Annotated in this window: 10 protein-coding genes; all 10 read left to right on the top strand. The window is 69.3% G+C overall.

The window, feature by feature from the left end:
• Nucleotides 1-174 precede the first annotated feature (174 nt).
• The 10 genes from ACYVG8_RS12820 (at nucleotide 175) to ACYVG8_RS12775 (ending at nucleotide 25472) form a co-directional block, all read left to right on the top strand.
• Nucleotides 175-6327 carry an amino acid adenylation domain-containing protein gene (locus ACYVG8_RS12820; RefSeq protein ID WP_460745976.1) on the top strand — a complete coding sequence of 2051 codons (6153 nt, stop codon included), beginning with the start codon at nucleotides 175-177 and terminating at the stop codon, nucleotides 6325-6327.
• Nucleotides 6324-7535: an MFS transporter gene (locus ACYVG8_RS12815; protein ID WP_460745974.1), complete on the top strand. Its 1212-nt coding sequence runs from the start codon at nucleotides 6324-6326 to the stop codon at nucleotides 7533-7535. Before ACYVG8_RS12820 ends, ACYVG8_RS12815 begins: the two co-directional genes overlap by 4 nt.
• Entirely contained in the window at nucleotides 7528-17115 is a 9588-nt protein-coding gene (locus tag ACYVG8_RS12810) for a beta-ketoacyl synthase N-terminal-like domain-containing protein (RefSeq protein ID WP_460745972.1), read from the top strand. The genes ACYVG8_RS12815 and ACYVG8_RS12810 overlap by 8 nt, the downstream gene beginning before the upstream one ends.
• Nucleotides 17112-18233, top strand: a complete 1122-nt coding sequence (locus tag ACYVG8_RS12805; RefSeq protein WP_460745970.1) for a Gfo/Idh/MocA family oxidoreductase — start codon at nucleotides 17112-17114, stop codon at nucleotides 18231-18233. The genes ACYVG8_RS12810 and ACYVG8_RS12805 overlap by 4 nt, the downstream gene beginning before the upstream one ends.
• Complete coding sequence (locus ACYVG8_RS12800; RefSeq protein WP_460745969.1) at nucleotides 18230-19003, top strand: thioesterase II family protein; 774 nt, start codon at nucleotides 18230-18232, stop codon at nucleotides 19001-19003. The genes ACYVG8_RS12805 and ACYVG8_RS12800 overlap by 4 nt, the downstream gene beginning before the upstream one ends.
• Nucleotides 19004-19007: 4 nt before the next feature.
• Complete coding sequence (locus tag ACYVG8_RS12795; protein ID WP_460745967.1) at nucleotides 19008-21914, top strand: salicylate synthase; 2907 nt, start codon at nucleotides 19008-19010, stop codon at nucleotides 21912-21914.
• A gap of 96 nt (nucleotides 21915-22010) precedes the next feature.
• Nucleotides 22011-22475: a GNAT family N-acetyltransferase gene (locus tag ACYVG8_RS12790; RefSeq protein ID WP_460745966.1), complete on the top strand. Its 465-nt coding sequence runs from the start codon at nucleotides 22011-22013 to the stop codon at nucleotides 22473-22475.
• A 19-nt stretch (nucleotides 22476-22494) separates the two neighbouring features.
• Nucleotides 22495-22929: a pyridoxamine 5'-phosphate oxidase family protein gene (locus tag ACYVG8_RS12785; protein WP_158537461.1), complete on the top strand. Its 435-nt coding sequence runs from the start codon at nucleotides 22495-22497 to the stop codon at nucleotides 22927-22929.
• Nucleotides 22930-23258: 329 nt separating this feature from the next.
• The gene (locus ACYVG8_RS12780; RefSeq protein ID WP_158537460.1) at nucleotides 23259-23978 is read left to right on the top strand and encodes a response regulator transcription factor; all 720 of its coding nucleotides are present in this window, start codon (nucleotides 23259-23261) and stop codon (nucleotides 23976-23978) included.
• 138 nt (nucleotides 23979-24116) lie between these two features.
• Entirely contained in the window at nucleotides 24117-25472 is a 1356-nt protein-coding gene (locus ACYVG8_RS12775; protein ID WP_146745088.1) for a diguanylate cyclase domain-containing protein, read from the top strand.
• Nucleotides 25473-25474 lie beyond the last annotated feature (2 nt).

The raw sequence follows: 25474 nt of genomic DNA, 5'->3' as shown, positions 1-25474 counted from the left end.
AGCGCCATGCCAATTGCGTAAGGCGATTCCAGATTCTGCATTCGAGCGGTTCCGCAGCCCCCACAGCGACTGACATTGTCCGGCTGAAACCCGTGGACCATTTTGCCGTGCCCATGGTCCGTGACCTCCGTCCCCGCTCGACTGCCCCCCCTTCATGACCAGAGGCGGCATACCATGTCTGACCCCCGCGCATCCCTGCCGGCCCCGATCCTCCCTCCCTCTTCTGTCGACAGCGACTCGCTGCGGCAGGAACTGGCCCGCGAACTGCGCATGGCACCCGGACAGCTCGACGCCCAGGCCAGTCTGCTGCAGCTGGGGCTGGACTCGATGCACCTGATGGCGTGGCTGAACCGGCTGCGTTCACGCGGCTACCACCTGACGCTGCGCGACCTGTATCGCGAACCGACGCTGGCCGGCTGGAGCCGGCTGTTGCAGGGCGGTGCCCAGCCGCCGGCCATTCTCCCCGTCACGACAGTCTGGCCGGGCATGCGCGACGGCGCGCCGTTTGCACTGACGCCGGTGCAGCACGCCTATCTGGTCGGCCGGTCCTCCCGGCAGCCGCTGGGAGGCGTCGGCTGCCATCTGTACCAGGAGTTTGACGGGGCCGGGCTCGATGCCGGGGCGCTGGAGCGGGCCATCCGGACACTGACGACCCGCCACCCGATGCTGCAGGTCGCCTTCAGCGCCGATGGCCGGCAACACTGGTGCACGGCCCCCGTCTGGCAGGGCGTGACCGTCCATGATCTGCGTACGCGGGATGAGGATGAAGGCGAGCGCACCCTGCTCGAACAGCGCGAACGACTCGGCCACCGGCTGCTGGCGGTCGAACGGGGGGAAACCTTCGACTTCCAGCTGTCGCTGCTGCCACACGGCCGCCACCGGCTGCACGTCAATCTCGATCTGCTGGTGCTCGACGCGGCCAGCTTTACCCTGCTGTTCGAGGAACTGGCCGCGCTGGTCGCAGGGCAGCCGCTGCCGCCGCTTGACGCCGATTATGATTTCCGCAGCTATCTGGCCCAGTTGCAGCATGACACCGCTGCCGCCCGCGAACAGGCGCAACGCTACTGGCGCGACAAGCTGCCCTCGCTGCCGGCCGCCCCGTCCCTGCCGCTGGCACAGGAGCCCGCGCAACTGGCCCGGGTCCGCATCAGCCGCCGCCGCGCCGAACTGCCGCACGCCGACTGGCAGGCGTTCAGACAGCATGCCGGCGCCTGCGGCGTCACCCCGACCCTGGCCCTCGCCACCTGCTTCGCCTCGGTACTGGCGCGCTGGAGCGGACAGTCGCGGCTGCTGCTTAACCTCACCCTGTTCGATCGCCAGCCCCTGCATCCGGCCGTGGAACGCCTGATGGCCGATTTCACCAGCATCCTGCTGCTCGACGTGCAGGGTGAAGGCGCGGCGTTCGACACGCTGGCGCAGGCCAACCAGAACACCTTCGCCGATGCCTGCGAACACCGGCACTGGTCCGGTGTCGAGCTGCTGCGCGAGCTGAAAAAGGAACAGCGCCATCCGCACGGCGCCCCGCTGGTGTTCACCAGCAATCTGGGCCGCCCGCTGTATGGCGACAATACCGCCGCCGCCCTCGGCGAGCCGGGCTGGGGCATCTCGCAGACCCCGCAGGTCTGGATCGATCACCTGGCCTTCGAGCACGGCTCGTCGGTGTGGCTGCAGTGGGACAGCAATGAAGCCCTGTTCCCCGCCGGTCTGGTCGACACCCTGTTCAACGCCTATATCGCGCAGGTCCGTCACCTGGTCAACGATGCCCGCGCCTGGCACGAACCGCTGCCCGATCCGATGCCCGCCGCACAGTGCGAACAGCGGGCACGGGTCAATGCCACGGCCGGCCCGCGGCCGTCCGGCCTGCTGCACGAGGGCGTGATCGAGCGGGCCGCCCGAGCGCCGGGCGCCATTGCCGTCATCCACCGTGACCACCCGCTGCGCTACGACGAGCTGGTCGACATGGCACGACGCTGCGCCGGCGCCCTGGCCGCACACGGCATCCGCGCCGGTGACCGGGTGGCGATCAGCCAGTCAAGGGGGACGGGACAGGTAGTGGCCGTACTGGGCGTGCTGCTCGCCGGGGCGGTCTATGTGCCGGTGCCGCTGGAACAGCCTGCCGCCCGGCGACGGCAGATTCATGCCGATGCCGGCATCACCCTGGTGCTGGCCAGCCGCGATGACGACAGCACGCCCGGTCCCGGGGAGCAGGACCCGGCCCGCCGGCTGTGCTGGCAGGACGCCATCCGCCATGCCCCGATTCCCGCACCGGTCACGGTGGCAGCGGACAGCCCCGCCTATGTGATCTACACCTCCGGCTCCACCGGCACGCCCAAGGGGGTGGTGATTTCCCACCGCGGCGCACTCAATACCTGCGCCGCGCTGAACCGGCGCTACCGGCTGGGCCCCGACGATCGCCTGCTGGCCCTGTCGGCCCTGCATTTCGATCTGTCGGTCTACGATATTTTCGGCCTGCTGACCGCCGGCGGCACTCTGGTACTGGTGGACGAGGGGCAGCGGCGCGATCCGTCAGCCTGGTGCGGGTTGATCGAACGGCACCGGATCAGTGTCTGGAACAGTGTTCCGGCACTGTTCGACATGCTGCTGACCTACAGCGAAGGCTTTGCGCGGCAGGCGCCGGCGCGGCTGCGGCTGGTGATGCTGTCCGGCGACTGGATCGGTCTGGACCTGCCGGCCCGCTATCGCGCTTTCCGCGCCGACGGGCAACTGGTCGCCATGGGCGGCGCTACCGAGGCGTCGATCTGGTCCAACGCGCATGAGGTGGGCGAGGTGCAGCCCCACTGGCGCTCGATTCCGTATGGCTTTCCGCTGCCCAACCAGCGCTACCGCGTGGTCGACGGCAGCGGGCGCGACTGCCCGGACTGGGAGGCGGGCGAGTTGTGGATCGGCGGCGACGGCGTCGCGCTCGGCTATTTCAATGACCGCGAGCGCACGGCGCAGCAGTTTGTCGGCAAGGGCGACGACCGCTGGTATCGCACCGGCGATCTGGGGTGCTACTGGCCCGACGGCACGCTGGAATTCCTCGGCCGGCGCGACAGGCAGGTGAAAATCGGTGGCCATCGCATCGAACTCGGCGAAATCGATGCGGTGCTGAACCGCCTCGATGGCGTACGGGCAGGCATTGCGCTCACCCTTGGCGAGCGTGAAAAATCACTGGCCGCATTCGTGGTCGGCGCCGGCCCGTCACTGTGCAGCCGGCGGGAGGCCGACCCGGCGCTGCCCGGCGACTACGGCAGTCTGTTCACGCCACTGGCCGACGATCCGGCCAACCCCGGTGAGGATGCCATCCGCCGTCTGGTGGCCGATTTCCTGCACGACCATCTGCAGCGCCACGGCGTGGATTTCCGCACCCCGCTCGATCCCGGGCTGGTCGCGATGCACTACGGCGCCAGCGCCGCCTGGTACGGACTGTTCAGCCGCTGGCTGGAACTGCTGTGCGCCGACGGCCGGCTGGTCCGCGATGGCCACGCCTGCCGGCGCGGACCACGCCATGACGCAGCGGGCTGGCAGCCAGCCGGCAGCCCGCTGCAGGCCATGGCCGACGCCCTGGGCGACCACCACGCCACGCTGGCCGACATCCTGCACGGGCGGCAGCCGGCCCACACCCTGCTCGACCATCTGTTCTGGGCACCCGAACGGCGGTTGCTGGACAGCGCCGGCACACGGCGCGCCATCGTGGCCTTCGCCGGTGTGCTGGCCGGGCTGGCGCAGACCCTGCGCCGCCCGCTGCGGCTGATCGAGATCGGCGCACGCAGCGCTCTGGGCGGGCACCTGCTGCTGCAACGGCTGGATGCCGGCCAGCTGAGCTATATCGCACTCGACGACTCCCGGGACCGGGTACGGGGTGCCAGCGCCGGTCTGGCCGCATACCCGCATGCCAGCGCCCGTCACGCCAGCGCCGCCGAACTGGCAGCGCTGGCCCACACCGCCGATGTGGTCTGGGCGAACAACGCCCTGCACCGGCTCGGGGCCGACGGGCTGACGCAACTGGCCGGGCTGGCCGCACCGGGTGCCCTGCTGCTGGTGCTGGAACGACACGCCCCGTCGGCCCTGGCTCTGGTCAGTGCCGATCTGCTGGCGACGGACGGCCTTCCCGCCGCCGCCAGCCTGATGGACGCCGCCGCCTGGCAGGCACACTTCCAGGCCCGGGGCCTGCACGGCGAACGCGCAGACCGGGTGGACGAACTGCAGCGCTTTGTCCTGCGCGCGCCAGCGGCACTGTCACGGCCGGACCCGCGCAAGCTGAGCGCAGCACTGGCGGCGCAACTGCCGGCCTACATGCTGCCGCAGCGGCTGTATTTCCTTGATGCCTTTCCGCTGACCGCGAACGGCAAGATCGATCATCAGGCGCTGATCGCCCGCTGCACTCCGCCGGCGGCGCGCCCGGCCGGACAGGACGCCCCCGGCAGTGCGACCGAACTGACGCTGGCCGCAATCTGGCAGACGCTGCTGGCCGTCCCCGACCTGCAGCGTCACAGCGACTTCTTCCAGCTTGGCGGCGACAGCCTGCTGGCCACACGCCTGATCGGCGAACTGGAACGGGCCGGTTACGAGGCGACACTGGGCGACCTGTTCGCGGCCCCGACGCTGGCCGCCTTCGCCGCCACGCTGCAGCATCGGCCGCCGCCGGCCGCCACGGCGCTGCGTCCCGACCCGGCATCGCGCCACCTGCCGTTCGCCCTGACCGACGTGCAGCAGGCTTATCTGGTCGGCCGCCAGCCGGGGTTTGCCCTCGGTGGCGTGGGATCGCAGTTCTTTGTCGAGTTCGACGCCGGCAAGCTGGATGTCGGCCGTTTCGAGACGGCCTGGAACCGGCTGATCCAGCGCCATGACATGCTGCGCGCCGTGGTGCGCAACGACCAGCTGCAAGTGCTGCCCACGGTGCCGCCGTTCGTACTGCCGCGCCACCGCTTTGCCCGTCTCGACGATGCCGACGATCTGTACCGGCGCCTGTCGCGTCAGGTACTCGACCCTGGCCGCTGGCCGGTGTTCGATCTGCAGGCGGCAGAAGACGCACACGGTCATTTCCGGCTCTATCTGTGCCTGGACAATCTGCTGCTCGACGGCCTGAGCATGCAGATCCTGCTGGCGGAGCTGGAACAGTGCTATCTGCAACCGGCCTGCACCCTGCCACCGCTGGAAATCGGTTTCCGCGACTACCGGGCCCACGTCGCCGGGCAGCAGGCGAGTGAGGCCTCGCTGGCCTACTGGCGCGAGCGCCTGGACCGGCTGCCGCCACCGCCGCAGTTGCCGCTGCGCTGCGATCCGGCCAGCATCGGCGTCCCGGACTTCGTCCGCCTGTCCGACCACTTGCCGGCCGCCGACTGGCAGGCACTGAAAGCACGCGCCAGCGCGGCCCGGCTGACGCCGTCGGCACTGCTGCTGGCCGCCTACGCCGCCGTCCTGTCGGCCTGGAGCGCGCAACGCGCGCTGTGCCTGAACCTGACCCTGTTCGATCGCCAGCCGGTGCATGCGCAGATCGAACACCTGCTCGGCGATTTCACCTCGCTGCTGCTGCTCGCCTGGCAGCCGGCCGGCAACTGGCTGGACAGCGCACAGGGTCTGCAGCGCCAGTTGTGGCAGGACCTGGCGCATCGCGAGGTCTCCGCACTGCAACTGATGCGCGAACTGGCGCAGCGACAGGGCCGGGCCGCCGTCGCCATGCCGGTGGTATTCACCAGCGCGCTCGGCTTCGACCATGGCCGTTTTCTCGCCCATGCGTCGTGGCTGACGCCGCGCCGGGGCATTTCGCAGACGCCACAGGTCTGGCTGGATCACCAGGTCTATGAATCCGAAGGCGAGCTCCGCTTCAACTGGGATGCGGTGGAGGCGCTGTTCGAGCCGGCACAGTTGCGCACCATGTTCCAGCAATACGGCGCCCTGCTGCGCCGGCTGGCAGTCGACGACGACGCCTGGCAGCTGGCGCTGGACACGCTGCTGCCGCGCGCAACGCCGCTGCTGCCGGCCGGCCCGGCCCCTGTGGCAGTGGTCGACCGGCTGCCGGCCGCCCCGTCGGTCGACGACGCGGCACGCGTGGCCCAGCTGTGCGCCCATTTCCGGCAGGTGGTCGGCCAGCCGATCTTGCCACGGCAGAATTTCTTCGATGCCGGTGCGACCTCGCTGAAGCTGGTGCAACTGCATGTCCGGCTGCAACAGGCCGGCCATGGCCAGTTGCAGGTCACAGACCTGTTCGCCCATCCGTCCCCGCAGGCGCTGGCGGCCCGTCTCGGCGGCCAGCCACCGTCCACCGGCACGGAACCGCAGCGGCGCTTGCCGCGCCGCCAGCGCCGGCAGGAGCCCCCCCGATGACACGCTATCTTCCCTACTGGTGCTACTACCTGCACCAGGGCATGGTCACCGCCCTGGTCCTGCAGGGCGTGGTCGGCTATTTCCGCCATGCCGGCCTGGATCTGGCCCAGCTCAGCTGGCTGTCGCTGACCCTGCTGCCGTGGGTCGGCAAATTCCTGTGGGCGCCATGGTGCGAACGCCACGCGCTGTCGCTGCTCGGCAACCGCTATCAGGGCAGTCTGGTCCTGCTGCAGCTGGGCATGGCCGCGCTGCTGGCGACCATCGGCCTGCTGCTGCCGGACCACTCGGTGGTCACGATCGTGCTGGCGCTGACGCTGCTGACCCTGCTGTCGGCCAGCCATGGCATCTACGCCAACGGCATCACCATCTGCACCACCGATGACCGCAGCCGGCCGTTCGCCAATGCCGCCCAGGTTGGCGGCAGCTATCTGGGCATCCCGTTCGGTGCCTTTGCCTTTCTGGCCATCACCCAGCACGCCGGCTGGCAGCGTGGTTTCTTCGCCATGGCAGCGCTGTCGCTGCTGCTGCTGGTGCCGCCCCTGCTGCTGCGGCGCCCGACCCGGCCGATGGCCGGCCAGCGACCGGCCAGGCTCGACCTGCACAGCCTGCGCGCATTGTGGCCGGCACTGGCGCTGACGGCGATCTACTACCTGGCGATGCGCGGCCTGCTGGGCCTGCAGACCGTGCTGCTGGTCGACCAGGGACTGAGCCTGACCGAGCTGGGTGAAGTCATCACCCTGTACAGCACGCTGGCCAGTGGCCTTGGCATCCTGCTCGGCGGGCTGCTGGCCCGGCGCATTGGCGCCTGGCGCAGTCTGCTGCCGGTGATGGTGCTGCATGCCGCGCTGGCCACCCTGCTCGCCCTCGGCTATCCGCACTTCAGGCCATCGGCCTGGCTGCTGCTGTTCGGGCTGGTCAATGTCGCCGCCGCCATCGGTTTCGTCACCCTGTACAACGCGCTGATGGGACTGGTGCGTCCGCACCAGCCCGCGTCGGACTACGCCCTGTTCCAGTCCACCGACATGGCCGTCGCCATGCTTGCCTCGATGGCCTCGCTGCGTCTGGCCCACGACACCGGCTATCGCCCGGTTCTGGCCCTGCTCGCCGCGCTGGCCCTTCTCAGCCTGTGGCCGGCCAGCCGGCTGTGCCGCCGGCTTCGCCGCACCACTTCCGCCACTCCTCCCCTTCAGGATGCCCAACATGGCTAACGCCCTTTCCGTCCCCTGCCCGGCCCCTGATATCGAGACCCTGCTGGAGCAGTACTACCCGGACAGCGAACCGGTTGCCGTCATCGGCCTCGCCTGCCGCTTCCCGGAGGCGGCCGACAGCGAGGCTTTCTGGCAGAACCTGCTCGACGGGCGCGAGTGCAGCCGCCGCTTTTCGCGCCAGGCGCTGCTGGATGCCGGGCTGGATGCCGCCACCGTCGACGCGCCGGATTTCGTCAATGTCGGCACCGTGCTCGACGAGGCCGATGCCTTCGATGCCGCGCTGTTCTCGTACTCGCGGCAGGAGGCCGAGTCGATGGACCCGCAGCAGCGGCTGTTCCTGCAAACCGCCTGGCATGCACTGGAACACGCCGGCTACGCACCACGGGACGTGCCGCACAAGACCGGCGTGTTCGGCTCGGCACGGGTCAGTACCTATCCGGGCCGCGAACCGCTGCGCATTGCCGAGGTGGCACAGGTCAGGGGGCTGCAGTCGCTGATGGGCAACGACAAGGATTACCTCGCCACCCGCGTCGCCTACAAGCTGAATCTCGGCGGCCCGGCGCTGTCGGTGCAGACCGCCTGCTCCAGCTCGCTGGTCGCCGTACATCTGGCCTGCGAAAGCCTGCGCGCCGGCGAATGCGACATGGCCATCGCCGGCGGCGTGGCACTCTCCTTTCCGCAGCAGGCCGGTTATCTCCACCAGCCGGGCATGATTTTCTCGCCGGACGGTCACTGCCGGCCTTTCGATGCCGGGGCACAGGGCACCTTCCCCGGCAATGGCGTCGGTGTGGTGACCCTGCGCCGGCTGGGCGACGCGCTGCGCGACGGCGATCCGGTCATGGCCGTGCTGCGCGGCAGCGCAGTCAACAACGACGGCAACCGCAAGGTCGGCTATACCGCGCCGTCGGTGGCCGGCCAGCGCGAGGTGATCCGCGAAGCCCTGATGCTCGCCCGGGTCGACTGCATGCAGATCGGTCTGATCGAGGCGCACGGCACCGCAACCCCGCTCGGCGATCCGGTCGAACTGGAAGCGCTGCGCGGTGCCTTTGCCGGTCGCCATGGCGGCCCGCGCTGCGCGCTGGGCTCGGTCAAGGGCAACCTCGGCCACCTGGACACGGCGGCCGGCATTGCCAGCCTGATCAAGGTGGTACTGGCGGTGGAACGCGGGATGATTCCGCCCAGCCTGCATTTCCGCCAGGCCAACCCGGCACTGGCCCTGGAAACCAGTCCGTTCCATGTGCCATCCGCCGCCACGCCATGGACCGGTGCCGAACGTCTGGCCGGCGTGTCCTCGTTCGGCATCGGCGGCACCAACTGCCACATGATCGTGGCCGCCCTCCCCGAGGCACTGCGCGCCAACGCTGCGTGTGACGACACACCCAGCGGCCAGGGCACGCTGCTGCTGAGTGCGGCCAGCGACGGCGCCCTGCGACGACTGGCTGCCGCCCATGCCGCAGCCATGCGCCACACCCCGCCCGGCGACCTGGCACATACCGCGCTGCACGGGCGACAACTGGACCTGGCTTTCCGGCTGGCCGTGCCGCTGGGCGAGGAAACCGCTGCCGCGCTGGACGCCCATGCCGCCGGCGAGAGCGACATCCTGCTGCAGACCGGTCACGGCGTCGCCGGCAGGCAGCTCTGGCTGTTCACCGGCCAGGGATCGCACTGGCCCGGCATGGGCAGGGCCATGGCCGAGGGCTCGCCCGCCTTTGCCGCCTGCCTCGAACGCTGCCTTGCCGCCTGCGATGTGCCGCTCGATCCGCCCTTGCGCGAAGTCATGTCCGGCCAGCACGACGCCCTGCTGGAACGCATGGACTACGCCCAGCCGGCCATCGTCGCCTTCGGGCTGGCCATGGCCGCCCACTGGCAGGCGCTGGGTCTCGAACCGGACATGGTGCTCGGTCACTCGGTGGGCGAATATGCGGCAGCGGTAGTCGCCGGTCACTACAGCATCGAGCAGATCATGCCGCTGGTGCAGCGCCGCGGCGCCCTGATGCAGCAATGTGCCGGCGGGGCCATGCTGGCCGTGTTCGCCGACGAGGCGACACTGCTGCCGCTGGCCGGGGAACTGGGGCTGGATCTGGCCGTGTGCAATGGCCCGCGCCATCTGGTGTTCTCCGGTCTGCGCGATGCCATCGACGCGCTGGCCGCTGTCCTCGACACGCGGGAGATCCGCCATCAGCGGCTGAGCGTGGCCGGCGCGGCCCACTCGGCCCTGCTCGACCCGATCCTGGATGCCTACCAGCACGCGACCGCCCCGCTCCACGCTGCGCCCGGCCGACTGCCGCTGATCTCCACCCTGCTCGGCACGGTGGTGGATGCCGACCGGCTGAATGAAGCGGATTACTGGCGCCGGCATCTGCGCGAGCCGGTGCGCCATGACCAGGCAGTGCGCTGCGCACTGGACCACGGCGTCGGCGTGTGCCTGGAACTCGGGCCCGATGCATCGCTGACCGGGATCGGCCGGCGCGAAGCTGCGGATCGCGCCCACTGGATCGCCAGCGCACGGCGGCAGCAACCGGCACCGGCCCTGAGCGGACTGGCGCTGCGGCAGCTGTATGCCGCCGGGGTCGGTCTGCCATGGCAGACCCTGCTGGCCACGGGAGGCCGCAAGGTGCATGCCCCCTGCTATCCGTTCGACCGCACGCGCTACTGGCGCGAAGCCGAACCGGTGGAAACCGGACCCGGCACGGCCGACGACGCGGCCCTCGCCGCCGGCCGCCGCGTCGCCACTCACGCCGCCGCCAGCCTGGATCTGCCACGGCTGCAGGCGCTGTATGACGGCGTGACCCTGCTGCATGCCATCTACGTCGATACCCTGGTGCAGCGCTGCGTCGGCGACGCCTTTGCGCACGGGGTGTCCGCCACCGGCATCCTGCGCAGCGGACGGCTGCTGCCCCGCCACCGGCAGTTGCTGGTCCGCCTGCTCGATGCCTGCGTCGAGGATGGCTATTACCGCCGTGACGGCGAGTGCTACCTGCCGGCGCAACCGGTTCCCCACGCCCGGCGTGACACGCTGCTGCTGGAACTGCGCAGCTACTGCGAAGGACTGGATGTCATTGCCGACACCCTGGCCCGGGCGGGCGACAGCCTGTACGCGATGATGAGTGGTCAGCTCGAACCGGTGGCGGTGATTTTCCCCGACGGCGCATCGAGCGGCGTCGAGGTGCTGTATCAGGAATTCAGCTTCGGCCGCTACTTCAACCAGATTGCCGCTGGCGTGGTGACCGGCCTGATGCGGGAACGGCAGGCCGACCGCCGGCCGCCGCAGCCGTTCCGGATACTGGAGGTCGGCGGCGGCACCGGTGGCACCACGGCCTGGCTGCTGCCGGAACTGGCCGGGCAGCCCGCACTGCATTATGACTTTACCGATATCTCGCCGATCTTCCTGCGCCGCGCCGGGCAGAAATTCAGCGACCATGCCTTTATCGACTATCGCCGCTTCGATCTGCAGCAGGACGCCGGCGCCCAGGGCTTCGCTGCCGGCGACTACGATCTGATCGTCGCCGCCAATGTCATCCACGCCACCCAGCACGTCGGCCGCACCCTGGCGAACCTGCGCCCGCTGCTGAAAGCCGGCGGCCGCCTGCTGATGCGCGAAATCACCCGGCCGATGCGGCTGTTCGATTTCGTGTTCGGCCCGCTGGTCCTGCCACTGCATGACCAGGATGCCCGCGGGGGCGGCCTGTTCCTGTCCACGGCACACTGGGCGGCACAGTGCAGCGCGGCCGGCTTTGCCCGGACCGACTGGCTGCCGGACGACGGCAGCCCGACCGCGCAGATCAGCGAACACATCCTGCTGGCCCGTGTCGCCGGCGGCATGTCTGCCAGACTGGCCGCGCCGGGCGACAGCGACCCGGATGCGCGGCTCGGCCAGGCACTGACCCGCGACGGCTGCTATCTGGCGGACTGGTCCGACTGCGCCGGCCAGCATGATGCCTGGCAGGAACGGCTGCGCCAGGTCAGCGATGTGCTGTCACACCGCCATGGCGATGGCCGGCCCGGCATGCCGGCGGACATGCCGGCCAGCGCGCCGGACTGGCTGTCGCAGGTACGGCTGCACTGGCAGGGGGCGGCCTTTGGCCAGGCCCGGCTTGAAATCGAGGGCTGCGACGCGGCCGGATGCTGGCGTTCCCTGACCGGTACCGCGCCGCAGCCCGGGCTGCCGGGCCCGCAACCGGCGCCGGACACGCATTACGACTGGCAGTGGGTCCCGTCCGGGCTGGCCCCGGTCCCCGATCACGGCGACTTTTCGCTGCCAGACGCCTGCGCGGCGATGACTGACGCGCTGCAACAGGCCGGGTTCACCTTTTCGTCGCAGGCGGCGCGAATCCTGCTGCCGCTGGACCCGGCATCGCCGTCAACGCGGGACATGACCGGTCCGTTGCTGGAAGCGCTGGCCGATCCGGCGCGCCGTCCGCTGTTCGTGATCACCCGGGCCGCCTGGGCACTCCGCGATGGCGACCGGGTCCAGCCGGCACACCGTGCGGCATGGGGCCTGCTGCGCGTGGCGGCGATCGAGCAGCCCGGACGGCAGATCGTGGCAATCGACCTTGCCCTCGACGCAGACTGGGCGGCGCTGCCGGCCGCCGTGGGCGCGGCAGCCGGCTCATGCTGGATCGCCATGCGCGACGGGCAGGCACTGCAGCCCCGCCTGGCGCTGCAGACGCATATGGCGCCGGCCCTGCCGGCCGGCAGCCTGTGCAGCGAGGGCTGGCATCTGGTCACGGGCGCCTTCGGCGGGCTGGGCCGGATCAGCGTCGAATGGCTGGCACGGCAGGGCGCAACGCGCATTGCCCTGCTGGCGCCACACGCTGCCTCTGACTGGCCCGATTTCCGCCATGCCGTCAGCAGCCACCATGCCTGCCAATTGCGCTGGTTGCGCTGCGATGTGGCGGACCCGATGCAACTGGCCGCCGCACTGCACGAGCTGCAGGCCGATGGCGGCATCGACGGGGTCATTCACGCCGCCGGCCGGCTCGACGATGTGCCGCTGGCCCTGCTCACCCCCGAACGACTGGCACCGGTACTGGCACTCAAAGCGGAAGCCGCACACCAGTTGCACGACTGGCTGCTTGCGCATCAGGGACGCTATCTGCTGCTCTATTCCTCCGCTGCCGCCGCGCTGGGCGCGGCTGGCCAGGGCGCGCATGCCCTGGCCAGCGCCTATCTGGACGGACTGGCGCAGTCCGCTCCTGCCGGCAGTGCCCTGACCGTCATTTCCATGGCCTGGGGCGCCTGGGCCGACGTGGGTCATGCCGCCGATGCCGCCCTGCTGGACCGGCTCGCCACCGACGGCATGGGCGCCCTCGGTACGGCCGAGGGCCTGTGGCACCTGGAACAGGCGGTAATGCGCGGAGCGCCCTACCGGCTGGCGATGCGGGTCGTGCCGCAACGACTCGATCCGGTCCGGCGTGAATGGCTGGGCATCGCCACGACGGCCGTATCCCGGCCTCTGCCCCCGGCCAGCGCATCGGCCAGCCTCCCCCCGCCAGCCGGCTGCGATCCGCATGACACCGATGCCCTGATCCGCTGGCTCGGCGCCCATGTTGCAGCCCAGCTGCGTCTCGATGATCCGGCGCAGCTGACGCCGCAACGCGATCTGCTGCAACTGGGTCTCGACTCGCTGCTGTTCCTTGAGCTGGGCAGCGCAGTCCAGCGCCAGTTCGGCATCCGCCTCGATGCCGGCAGCGCCTATCGCGAACTGACGCTGGCCGGGCTGGCGCGCCTGATCGCTGCCTCGGCCCCGCAGGCAGACCTGGCCGCGACCGCCCCGCTGGTTCACGATGCGGCCCGTCGCTTCGATCCCTTCCCGCTGACCCCGATCCAGCATGCGTACTGGCTGGGGCGCACCGACCTGATCGACTATGGCGGGGTGGCCTGCCATGTGGTGTTCGAGTGGGACCTGCAGCACGAGCGCTTCGAACTGCCGCGCTTCGAGCGCGCCTGGAACAGTCTGATTCAGCGCCATGACATGCTGCGCATGGTGATCGATGCCGATGGCCGCCAGCGCATTCTGCCCCGGGTGCCGGACTATCGGCCGCAACGCCACGATCTGCGCGCGCTGACCCCGGCACAGCAGGAAACGGCACTGGCCGAAACCCGGGACGCACTGTCCAGCCGCGTGCTGCCGGCCGACCGCTGGCCGCTGTTCGAGCTGGTCATCAGCGAGATCGACGACCGCCGCTACCGCCTGCACATGAACCTGGACCTGCTGCTGTTCGACGTGCAGAGCTTCAAGGTCATGATGGACGATCTGGCCCATGCCTATCACGGTGACATCCTGCCGCCGCTCGAACTGGGTTTCCGAGACTACGTGCTGGCGGAGCAGGCACGACGCGGGCAACCGGCCTGGCGCGCTTCATGGCGCTACTGGCAGGACCTGCTGCCACAGCTGCCGCCGGCGCCGCGGCTGCCGGCATGCAGGGTGCGCAGCGGCATGCCGCCGACCTTTACCCCTTGCCAGGCCCGTCTGCCGCAGGCGGACTGGCAGCGGCTGAAAACAGAGTGGCAGGCCTGGGGTGTCACGCCGTCGGCCGCGCTGCTGACCCTGTTCGCCCATACGCTGGAGCGCTGGAGCCGGCACCCGCGCTTTACCCTCAATCTGACCTTCTTCAACCGCCGCCCGGACCACCCGCAGGTTCCCGGCCTGATCGGCGATTTCACCTCGGTGCTGCTGATCGACTTCGATCTGGCCCATGCGTCTCCGCTGCAGGACAGCATCCGCCAGACGCAGCAGCGCTTGTGGCAGCACCTGGCGCACAGCCAGGTCAATGGTGTGGAACTGATGCGCGAGCTGGGCCGGGGCCGGGCGCAAAACCGGCAGCCACTGATGCCGGTCGTGTTCACCAGCATGCTCGGCATGTCGCTGGACGGTCAGAGCATCGACCAGGCCATGACCGGCCTGCTCGGCGATCCGGTCCACGTCTTTACCCAGACGCCGCAGGTCTGGCTCGATCACCAGGTCATGGAGATCAACGGCGAACTGGTTTTCAGCTGGTACTGCATGGATGACGTTCTGGCAGACGGCACGGCCGCGGCCATGTTCGACGACTATTGCGCCCTGCTGCGCGGTCTGGTCGCCGAGCCGGCACGCATGACCCGGACAGGACTCGTGCGCCAGCACGAGGATGGCAGTCTGGATGACTTCCCCCGCCAGCGCTGGCCGCTGAGCGAACGGGATGCCGACAGCCCCGACCTGCGCACGCTGGAAGACCTGCTGTGCCGCTGCCCCGGCATTGCCCGGGCAGCGGCCAGACCCGCTGCCGACGGCCGCGCCATCATGCTGGATCTGGTCGCGGACGACAGCGTACCGCTCATCACCCCGGCCTTCTCGCCCCTGACGCCGCTGCTGCTGCCAACGCTGGACCCGGCACAGTCGGCAGAAGTGGATGCCACCTGGACCTGGCTGGAAGCCCGCGCCCGCACCGGCATCACCGGCACACTGCACCGTCACGGTCTGTTCAGCCAGGCCGGCCAGGCCCATGACGTGGCGGAAGTCCACGCCCGCCTGCAGGCACTGCCGCAATATGGCCGGCTGCTGCGGCAGTGGCTGGCCATGCTGTGCGCGCACGGTGACCTGCGGCGCGAGGGCGACACTTTCATCTGCCTGCGCCCGCTGCAGCCGCAGTCCGGGGTCGCCCCGCTGCCGCAGGCCGGCTGGAGTCGCACACTGGGCCGCTATCTGGAAACCTGCATCGCCCGGCACGATGCGCTGCTCACGGGCACACAGTCGCCGCTGGCCCTGCTGTTCGACGATGACGACAAGATCGCACGCTGCCTGTACAGCGACAATCCGGTCAGCGACTGCCTGAACCGGAGCGCGACGCAACTCGCGGCGGCACTGGCCGGCGAACGCGACGATCTGCGGGTGCTGGAAGTCGGCGCCGGCACGGCGGCGACCACCCGTCACCTGCTGCCGGCGCTGGCCGGCCGCCTGCACAGCTATCGCTTCACCGATGTCTCGACCCTGTTTCTGGACAGTGCCAGACAGGCCTTTGCCGACCGGCCCGAAGTCGGCTACGCGCTGTTCGACATCAACCGGCCGGTCGATTACGACGCCCATGCCGACGACGGCTATGACCTGATCGTCGCCGTCAACGTCCTGCACGATGCCAGCCATGTCGTGCATTCGCTGCGTCGCCTCGGACGCCTGCTGAAACCCGGTGGCTGGCTGCTGCTGATCGAGGCAACCGAACGCGACAGCGTGCTGCAGATGGCCAGCATCGGTTTTATCGAAAGTCTCAACGGCTACCAGGATTTCCGCGTCGACGACGACAAGCCGATGCTCGACCTGCCGCAGTGGCGCGATGCCCTGACCGAGGCCGGCTTTGCCCTGAAACTGAACTGGCCCGAGCAGGAACGCTCGCCGATGCGCCAGCATCTGGTGCTGGCCCGGGCCGAACACGTCGCCCGGCTGGACACGCGCCAGGTCGAGCGCTGGCTGCGCGCTCAGCCCGGCATCAGCCTGCCCGCACTGCAACTGCGCCAGTGCGAACAACTGCCGCAGGGCGAAGCGACGGAGGTGGCCGCCCCCGGGCCGGGCCGGGCCACGGCCGTGGCGCAGCCGGCACTGGAGGCGCAGGTTATCGCGGCCTGGCAAAGCCTGCTGTCGCAGGACATCTGCCGCGACAGCGATTTCTTCCTGTGCGGCGGTGACAGCCTGATCGCCACCCGCATGGTCGCGCGACTCCATCTCGACGGGGTGCACGGCGCCAGCCTGCAAAACCTGTTTGCACATCCGCTGCTGGCCGACTTCTGCGCCACGCTGCAGCCACTGCCGGCCAGCGGCAGCGGCGACATGCCGTTGCTGCTGGCATCGGGACGCCATGCCGGGTCGCTGTTCATGTTCCATGCCTCGGATGGCGAAGTCGGCGCCTACCTGCCACTGGCCAGGCGGCTGGACCGGCAGGTGTTCGGCCTGCAGGCGACAGACGCGCCGCGCACGGACACGCTGACGGCACTGGCCGCACACCATGTCGCCGCGATACGCCGCCAGCAGGCGCACGGCCCGTATGCGCTGCTCGGCTGGTCCTACGGCACCTTCGTGGCCGCCGAGGCAGCGCGCCTGCTGCACGAACAGGGAGAAACGGTATCGCTGGTCCTGCTCGACCCGGTCTGCCGCGAGGATTTCCGCTGCCCGGATCGCACGGCCCTGCTGCGCCTGCTGGCGCAGGGGCGCATCGCGGTGTCGCTGCCCGATGACCTGGCGCAGCGGGACCCCGGACAGCAGCTCGCCTGCTTCCTGCACAACGCCACGGCGGCCGGCCTGCTGCCCGCCGCACCGGACCCGGCGCAGACGCACGAGTGGCTGCAGCGCATCGAACACCTGCTGGCGCTGCTGGTCCGCCACCCGCGGCCGGCGCCGCTGCCGATCCCGTGCCTGTGGCTGAGCGCGGCCGACCGCCCGGCCGCGTGGCAACCCGCCGGGCACGACTGGCAGGACTGGGCGGCCGGGGCCGAGCGCCACACGCTGGACGGCGATCACTGGCAACTGGTGATGGACGACCGGCTGGCACAACAGGTCGCCACACTGTTCGGGCAGTGGCGGCAGCACCACGAAATCAGGGAGACCGCATGAGCACCCCGACCACCCGGAACCGGCGGGTACTCGTTGCCGGCGCCAAGTTCGGCGAACTGTACCTGAATGCCTTTATCGAGCCGCAGCCCGGGCTGGAGCTGGCCGGGCTGCTGGCCACCGGCAGCGCCCGGGCCCGGCAACTGGCGCACGCTTTCGGCATTCCGCTGTATACCGCGCCGGAACAGGTACCGGACGATATCGACATGGTCTGCGTGGTGGTGCGATCCACCGTGGCCGGCGGTGCCGGCAGCGCCCTGGCCAGAACCTTCCTGCAACGCGGCATGCATGTGCTGCAGGAGCATCCGCTGCACCCGGACGACATCGCCCCGCTGCAGGCGCTGGCAGCACAGCGCCGCCTGGGCTACTGGGTCAACAGTTTCTATCCGCACACCCCGGCCGGCCGCTGCTGGATCGACCGTGCGCAGCGCGTGCGCCGGCTGCTCGACGGCGAAGCCCCCCGCTTCGCGCATCTCGTCACCAGCCGGCAGCTGCTGTATTCGTCGCTGGACCTGCTGCTGCTGGCGAGCGGCACCGACACCGCCACGGTCGAGCGCCTGCCTGACGGCGACGACCCGGCCTTCCATACCCTGCGCCTGCGCCTGGCCGGCGGCACGGCCACCCTGAGGCTGCAATCCTATCTGGACCCCGATGATCCCGACCTGCACAGCCTGGTCATGCATCAGCTCATGCTGGGCTGGCCGGCCGGCTACCTGTCGCTGGAAGCCAGCCACGGGCCGGTGCTGTGGACCCCGGCGCTGCACGATCCGCAACATCGCGAGGCCAGCCACAGTCTCTACCACGCCGCCGCCGGCCCGGACGGCGCCCATCTTGCCCGCCCGTCCACCCTGATCCTGCATCCGGCACCGGCAGACTGGCGCCAGGCGTTCGAAATCGACGGTCCGGCCGGTGTCGGTACCCTGCTGCAGGCACTGCGCCGGCATCTTGACGGCGAGGCGCTGCCGGCCGGCCTCGATGCCGCCCATCAGCTGGCGCTGGCCCGCCTGTGGCGCCAGGCCCTGCGCTGCGCCGGCCCGGCCCGCGAATGCAACCTGCCGGCGCCCCGGGCGATCGATGACCAGGCCCTGCTTGCCCCGCCCGGTGAAGGCGCCATGGCATGACGGCACCTTCTGCCCTGCTGCGCCCGCTGGTCACCGCCTGCGAGCCTGCTGCCCTGCATCTGCTGATGTGCCCGTTTGCCGGCGCCAGCCGCGGCGCCTTTCGCGACTGGCACCCGCTCGACGATCTGGGGCTGGACGTCACGCTGGTCACCTATCCGGGGCGTGACCACCGCATGGGCGAGCCCTGCGCGGAGCATATCGACCAGCTGGCCGATCAGCTCGCCGACGCCATCCGCACCCTGCCAGACCCACGGCCGCTGCTGCTGGCCGGACACAGCATGGGCGCCCAGGTCGCTTTCGAGACCTGCGCCCGGCTGGAGCAGAACGGTACGCCGCCGGCCGGCCTGGTGTTGTCAGGCTGCCACGCCCCGCATCTCGGGGGCAGGCGGCAACTCAGCCACCTCGGCGATCAGGCGTTTGTCGAACAGCTGGTCGAAATGGGTGGCTGCGGCGCGGAACTGCTCTCCACCCCGGCACTGCGTGCCCTGTTCCTGCCCTTGCTGCGCGCCGATTTTCGCGCCACCGAGCGCTATCGCCATGCTCCGGCCCCGCCGTCGCCGGCTGTGCACACCCCGTCGCTGCTGCTGCATGGCAGCCATGACCGCGAAGCCAGCCGCGACGAGGTGCAGGCATGGCAGGCGTGGCTGCGCCATGCCGGGCCACCGGTGACCGTGGCCGGTAACCACTTCCATGTGACGCAGCGACCGCGCGCCTTTCTCGGCCAGGTCATGCATCACTTTGAATCCCTAACCTTTTATCCAGACAGGTGATCCCATGGAAAAAACACGCTACCCGGTTCCAGACGCCCCGCCCCCGCCACTGGGCGAATGCCTGCCGCTCTGGGCCCGCCGCTATGGCGACCATACGGCGCTGGTCGACGGTGAGCAGCGCCTGTCCTTCGCCGGGCTCGACCACCGGGTTGAACGACTGGCGGCCGGCCTGCACCGGCTCGGCCTGCGCCGTGGCGACCGCGCAATGCTGCAACTGCCGAACGGCATCGGCTTCGTGTCGGTCTGCCTGGCCCTGTTCCGCCTTGGCGTCATCCCGGTACTGGCAATGCCGACCCAGCGCTCGCGCGAGATCGAGGCACTGTGCCGCCTCGCCGAGCCGACGGCCTATTTCATTCCCGCAACGGCACACGGCTTCGACTATCGTCCGCTGGCAGCCAGCATCGCGGCCACCCGCCCGGCGCTGCAGGTGATTGTCGATGGCGATCCCGGCCAGGGCCCGTCATCCTTCCGGGCGCTCGACGACGTCGATGGCGAACCGGCGCGCTGGCCGGCCCCGGCGCCCGGCGAGGTGGCCGTGCTGCTGCTGTCCGGCGGCACGACCGGTACGCCGAAACTGATTCCGCGCACCCACGCCGACTATTTCTACAATTTCACCGCCTCGGCAGCGCTGTGCGCGCTGGGCAGCGACAGCGTGTACCTGGCCGTGCTGCCGGCCGCCCACAATTTCACCCTGGCGTGCCCGGGCGTGTTCGGAACGCTGGCCTGCGGCGGCACGGTCGTGCTTTCGGCCACCGCCAGTTGCGATGTGGCCATGCCGCTGATCGCACGCGAGCGGGTCACCCATCTGGCCCTGGTGCCGCCGCTGGCACAGTTGTGGGCACAGGCACGGGAATGGGAAACCAGCGACCTGTCCAGTCTGCGCGTCCTGCAGGTTGGCGGCTCGCGGCTGGCGCCGGCGCTGGCGCGGCAGCTGTCCGGCCTGTCCGGCGCGTGCCTGCAGCAGGTGTTCGGCATGGCGGAAGGCCTGCTGTGCTTCACCCGGCTGGATGATCCGCTGAATACCATTCTCCATACCCAGGGGCGCCCGCTGTCATCCCGGGACAGGCTGCGCATCGTCGACGAGCAGGGCCGCGAGGTCAACGAGGGCATGGCCGGCGAGCTGCAGACGCGGGGGCCGTATACCATCCGGCACTACTACCGCGCGCCGGAGCAGGATGCACTCAGTTTTACCGCCGATGGCTTCTACCGCACCGGCGATCTGGTGCGCCGGGATGGCGATGGCAACCTGATCGTCGAAGGCCGGCTGAAGGAACAGATCCAGCGCAGCGGCGAAAAAATCGCCATCGCCGACATCGAGTCCCAGTTGTGCGCACTGCCCGGCGTGCAGGCGGCGATCGTGGTCGCGGTTCCCGACCCGCTGCTTGGCGAGCGGATCTGCGCCTTCGTGCAGCCTGCGGGGGAACGGATACCCGACGGTCTGGCGCTGAATCAGGCGCTGAGTGCGCGCGGGCTGGGCCGCCTCATGCTGCCGGACCAGATCGAAACCCTCCACGCCTGGCCGCTGACACCGGTCGGCAAGATCGACCGGCGGCGCCTGGTCGCGCTGGCCATGGCCGCAGACCGCGCGCCCCCTCTCCGCCGCTACGCCGAGCAGCAGATCAGGGTGAACAGCGCGCCGCTGGAGCTGGCCGCACGGCTGGCCGGCAAGCTGTCGACCCGGCACTACACGCTGTACGAGTGTCGCGGCGAGTGGAGTATCGGCATGGATGCGGCACTGAGCCTGGTCGTCGACGCCCGGGGAACGGTGCATCACAGCAACGGCACCTCGCGTGAAGGCAGTCGCCCGTGCGCCGGCATCGCCGAGGCGCTTGCCGACATTCCGTTCACTGACTGGCGGGCCTATGGCCGTGCCACGTTCGAGTTTGCACACCTGGCCTATGGCATTCATGCCACCAGCGACGGCGAGCCGCTGCTGCGCCTGTCCATCCCGCAGAGCGAGATCCGCCTGCGCGACGGGCTGGCCCTGATCCGCAGCCTCGACCCCGCGGCCCTGCCCGGGCTGGCTGCCCTGGTCATGGCCGGGGACATCCCGACCCGGTCCCCCCTGGGCAAGGCGATCGGCGTACTGGAAAACCGCGAGGCCGAAGCCCGCTTCAAACAGCAGGTATCCGCCGCCGTCGGTGAAATGCAGGCCGGTGACTACCAGAAGGTGATCCTGTCGCGCGCAGTCGAAGTGCCGTCATCACTGGATATGGTGTCCAGCTACCTGGCAGGACGCCGCGCCAACACGCCGGCACGCTCGTTCCTGCTGCGCGACGGCGATTTCCAGGCCTATGGTTTCAGCCCGGAAACGGTGGTGGAGGTCGATGCCCGCGGCCAGGTCAGCACCCAGCCGCTGGCCGGCACGCGCGCCCTGGCCGGCGAGACCGGCGAGGACGCACGGCTGCAGGGCGAACTGCTCGGCGATGCCAAGGAGATTGCCGAGCATGCGGTGTCGGTCAAGCTGGCAATGAGCGAGATGTCGGCCTTCTGCGATACCGACTCGCTCGGTGTCAGCGAATTCATGGACGTCTGCCGGCGCGGCAGCGTGCAGCATCTGGCATCGCGGGTGCGTGGCCAGCTTGCCACCGGTTGCCATGCCTGGGATGCGTTCGAGAAACTGTTCCCGGCCGTGACCGCCTCGGGCATTCCCAAGCGCGAGGCACTGGACAGCATTCGCCGCCACGAAGCACAGCCGCGCGGGCTGTACAGCGGCTGCGTGATGATCGTCGACAGCGATGGCGCGCTCGATGCCGCCCTGGTGCTGCGTTCGGTGTACCGCGACGGCAATCGTTGCTGGCTGCAGGCGGGCGCCGGACTGGTGCCGCTGTCCACGCCCGAACGGGAATGGACCGAAACCTGCGAGAAACTGGCCTGCGTGGCGCAGCACCTGCATACGGCCGCCGTCTAGGCAGCACCGCGCGCCCGGCCGGGCGCGCGGAACGCAGCCGTTCGCCGTGGCCAGCGGGCAAACTGGTACAGTGGACGTTTATCCAGGATCTGAACCATGCCGGACACCTTGCGCATCGGCCTTGCCGAATCTTCCCGGGTCGACAGCATCAGCGCGCTGATCCGGTCACTGGCCAGCCATTTTGTCGCCACACCGGATGACGAGCAGGTCGGTCCGTTCCTGTATTCGCTGCATCCGTCCTCGATTGCCGCCCTGATTGCAGACCCGGCTTTCCGCTACTACACCGCCACCCGCGGCGACACCCTGCGCGGCGTGATCGCGCTGCGCGACCGCACTCACGTTCACCACCTGTTCGTGGCCCCCGACGAGCACCGGCGCGGCATCGCCCGTGCCCTGTGGGAGCATGCGCTCGCGGAGGCACGCCGCCCGGGCGAGTACGGCGCCTTCACCGTCAACTCGTCGCTGCATGCGGTGCCGGTCTACGAGCGCTTCGGCTTCTGTGTCAGCGGCCCGGAGACCGAACGCAACGGCGTCCGCTTCGTGCCGATGCGGCGCGACTGAGCCGGAACCAGGTCCTGCCATGCCGCCCCTGCCCGCGACGATCCGCGACTTCATCCTCGGCCACCACGTGCTCAGCCTCGCCACTTGTGACGCCAATGGCCCGTGGGCAGCCAGTTGCTTCTATGCATTCGACCAGGCCGACGTCGCACTGCTGATCCTGAGCAGCGGCGAGACCCGGCATGGCCGTCACATGCGTGACCGGCCGCAGGTGGCCGGCACCATCAGCGGCCAGCCACAGGCCGTGCACGAGATCTGCGGCCTGCAGTTCACCGCCCGCGCCATCCTGCTCGAGCAGGACCTGCGCGACCGGGCGCTGCAGTGCTATATCGGGCGCCATCCCCAGGCCGGACTGCACACCGCGCCGGTCTGGCGCCTGGCGCTCGAACAGCTCAAGTTCACCGACAACCGGCAGCAGTTCGGCCACAAGACCCGCTGGTCGCGCAGCGGCAACTGAGGCCTGATCACGCTTCGGCCTGCACCAGCCGTCCGCCAGTTGACCGGCGTCCCCACGGCATGCTTTCGCTGCCGCGGGGATTTGTGCGCGCACCTCACCCGATGCGGATACCATGCCGGCCGACCCGATCAGGGGAACAGGCCCCGCGGGCTGACCTGCATCAACCCTGCCCCGGCATAAAGCCTTTTCTCCCGCTTCGACCCGTCGATTTGTGAGTATTCGTGAGCATATGTCGTTTTTTATACCGTATAAATATGCGGTACAGATGTAAAACCTCCTGCACGGCAAGGCCCACTCGACAGAAAAATAAATCATGCCCCCACCCAAATATGAATATCTTGATCGTAGAAGACTATAAGGAGTGGCGGCTGGCGCTAATGGATTATCTGGCCGACAGCGGCCACCATGTCGTCGGGCTCGATCGCCTCGCCACGATGCAGGAATATCTGCAGTCACCGGACCAGCACTCGCCCGACATATTGATTCTCGACGTCGGATTGCCTGATGGCGACGGCATGAGCACCCTGCCCGATCTGCGCCGGCGCTGGCCGATGCTGGGCATCGTCATCCTGACCGGCCACGTCGGCCTGCAGGAGCGGATCAGCGGGCTGACCCAGGGGGCCGATTACTTCCTGACCAAGCCGGTCAAGCTGTCCGAACTCGGCGCCACACTGGCTGCGCTGGGGCGGCGGCTGGTTACCCGGGACAAGCATTCCGTCACCGCCGACGAAGACTGGTGCCTGCTGCCCGGCAGCCGGAAAGTCCAGGCGCCGGGGGGACAGCACATCCATCTGACCGAAGCCGAATTCCGCGTGCTGCACCGTCTGGCCTGCAGCCCGCATCTGCCGGTGCCGCGCAAGGACCTGGTGACCTCACTGGGCGGGCACCCCGATCTTTATGACCCGCACCGGCTCGAAGTCCTGATTCATCGACTGCGCTCGAAACTGTCTCCCAGCGGAATCAAACCGCTGTCGATACTGAGCGCCTATGGCATTGGCTATGTGTGTACCACCCCGGTGCATATTTCGGGCGACCCGGTCCTGACCTGAACCGGCAAGCCCCTCATCGAGCAAGGAATCAGATTGGCGTCGGGAGAAATCACTCGGGGAGTCATCACGCAAGTGCCGGTCCCTGCCAGCACCAGGCATTCTGCGCCCCGCGAGGCATTCCGGGACGCCGAATGCCGTTTGCTGCTGCAGTCCGTCAATGCCAGTGGCGCGGCGCTCTGCATCACGGATGGCGAAACGCGCGTGCGCTATGTCAACGAGGCCTTTGCCTGCCTGTCCGGCCATGCTCGCGCGGAGATGCTCGACAGGCCCATCCGCCAGTTCCTGGTATCGGATCGCGTGTCCGAATATCGCTTCCGCAAGGCGGTAAAGAAGATCCGCCTCGGCCAGCGCCATGAAACCGACCTGCTGCTGACCCGGCGCAATGGCCAGCGGCTGTGGGCACACCTGGATTCCAGCCCGGTCTTCGACCCGGACGGCAGCATCCGCCACATGGTCACCGTGCTGACCGACATTACCCGCACCAAGCTGCACGAGGTCCTGCAATGCGTGGTGATGGAAGCGCTGGTTCGCGAACAGCCGCTTGAGCACGTGATGACCCTGCTGTGCCGGGAGATCGAGCGCATGGCCCCCGATGCCATCGCCTCCGTCCTGCGCGTTGACCGGGACGGCATGCTGCATCCCCTGGCGGGCCCCAGCCTGCCGGCATCCTATCTGCGCTCGCTGGACGGCATGCCGTCCGGGCCATCGGCCGGTTCATGCGGCACGGCCGCTTTTCGCGGCGAGGCGGTACTGGTCACCGATGTGGCCCGCGACCCGCTGTGGACCGATTACCGCCAGCAGGCGCTGGCACTGGGGCTGCATGCCTGCTGGTCGGTGCCGGTCCACCACCGCGACGGACGGGTGGTGGCGACGTTCGCCCTGTATTTCCGCGATTGCCGCGGCCCGGACCCGCTGCACAGCCAGCTGGTGGCCATCGGTACCCACTTGTGCCTGCTGGCGATCGAGCGCGACGAGGCGCACCGGCATATCCGCCAGATGGCCTTCTACGATGCCCTGACCGGCCTGCCCAACCGCAGCCAGTTGCTGAGCCGGGCCAGCCAGATGCTGGTGGAAATGGCGCGGGAACAGGCCGGACTGGCCGTACTGTTCGTCGATCTTGACCGTTTCAAGCAGGTCAACGATGCACTCGGTCACGCCTGTGGCGACGAATTGCTGCGGATCGTGGCCGAGCGTCTGCGCAGCGTGGTCCGGGATTCGGACCTGGTGGGCCGCCTGTCCGGCGACGAGTTCGTGCTGGTGCTGCCGCGCTGCAGCGTCAGCCATGTCGCGGCCTTTCTCGAACGGCTGCGCGCGACACTGAGCGTGCCGGCGCGTATCGGCGACACCACCATGGTGCTGTCCGCCAGCGTCGGCGTCAGCCTGTTCCCGCGCGACGGCAGCGACATGACCAGCCTGCTGCGCCATGCCGACACCGCCATGTACCAGGCCAAGCGCGTCGAGCATGGCAGCTTCAGTTTCTTCTCGCCGCCCTGACG

It is taken from the genome of Microvirgula curvata (genome assembly GCF_054781615.1).
This window is presented reverse-complemented; position numbering and strand designations above follow the sequence as displayed.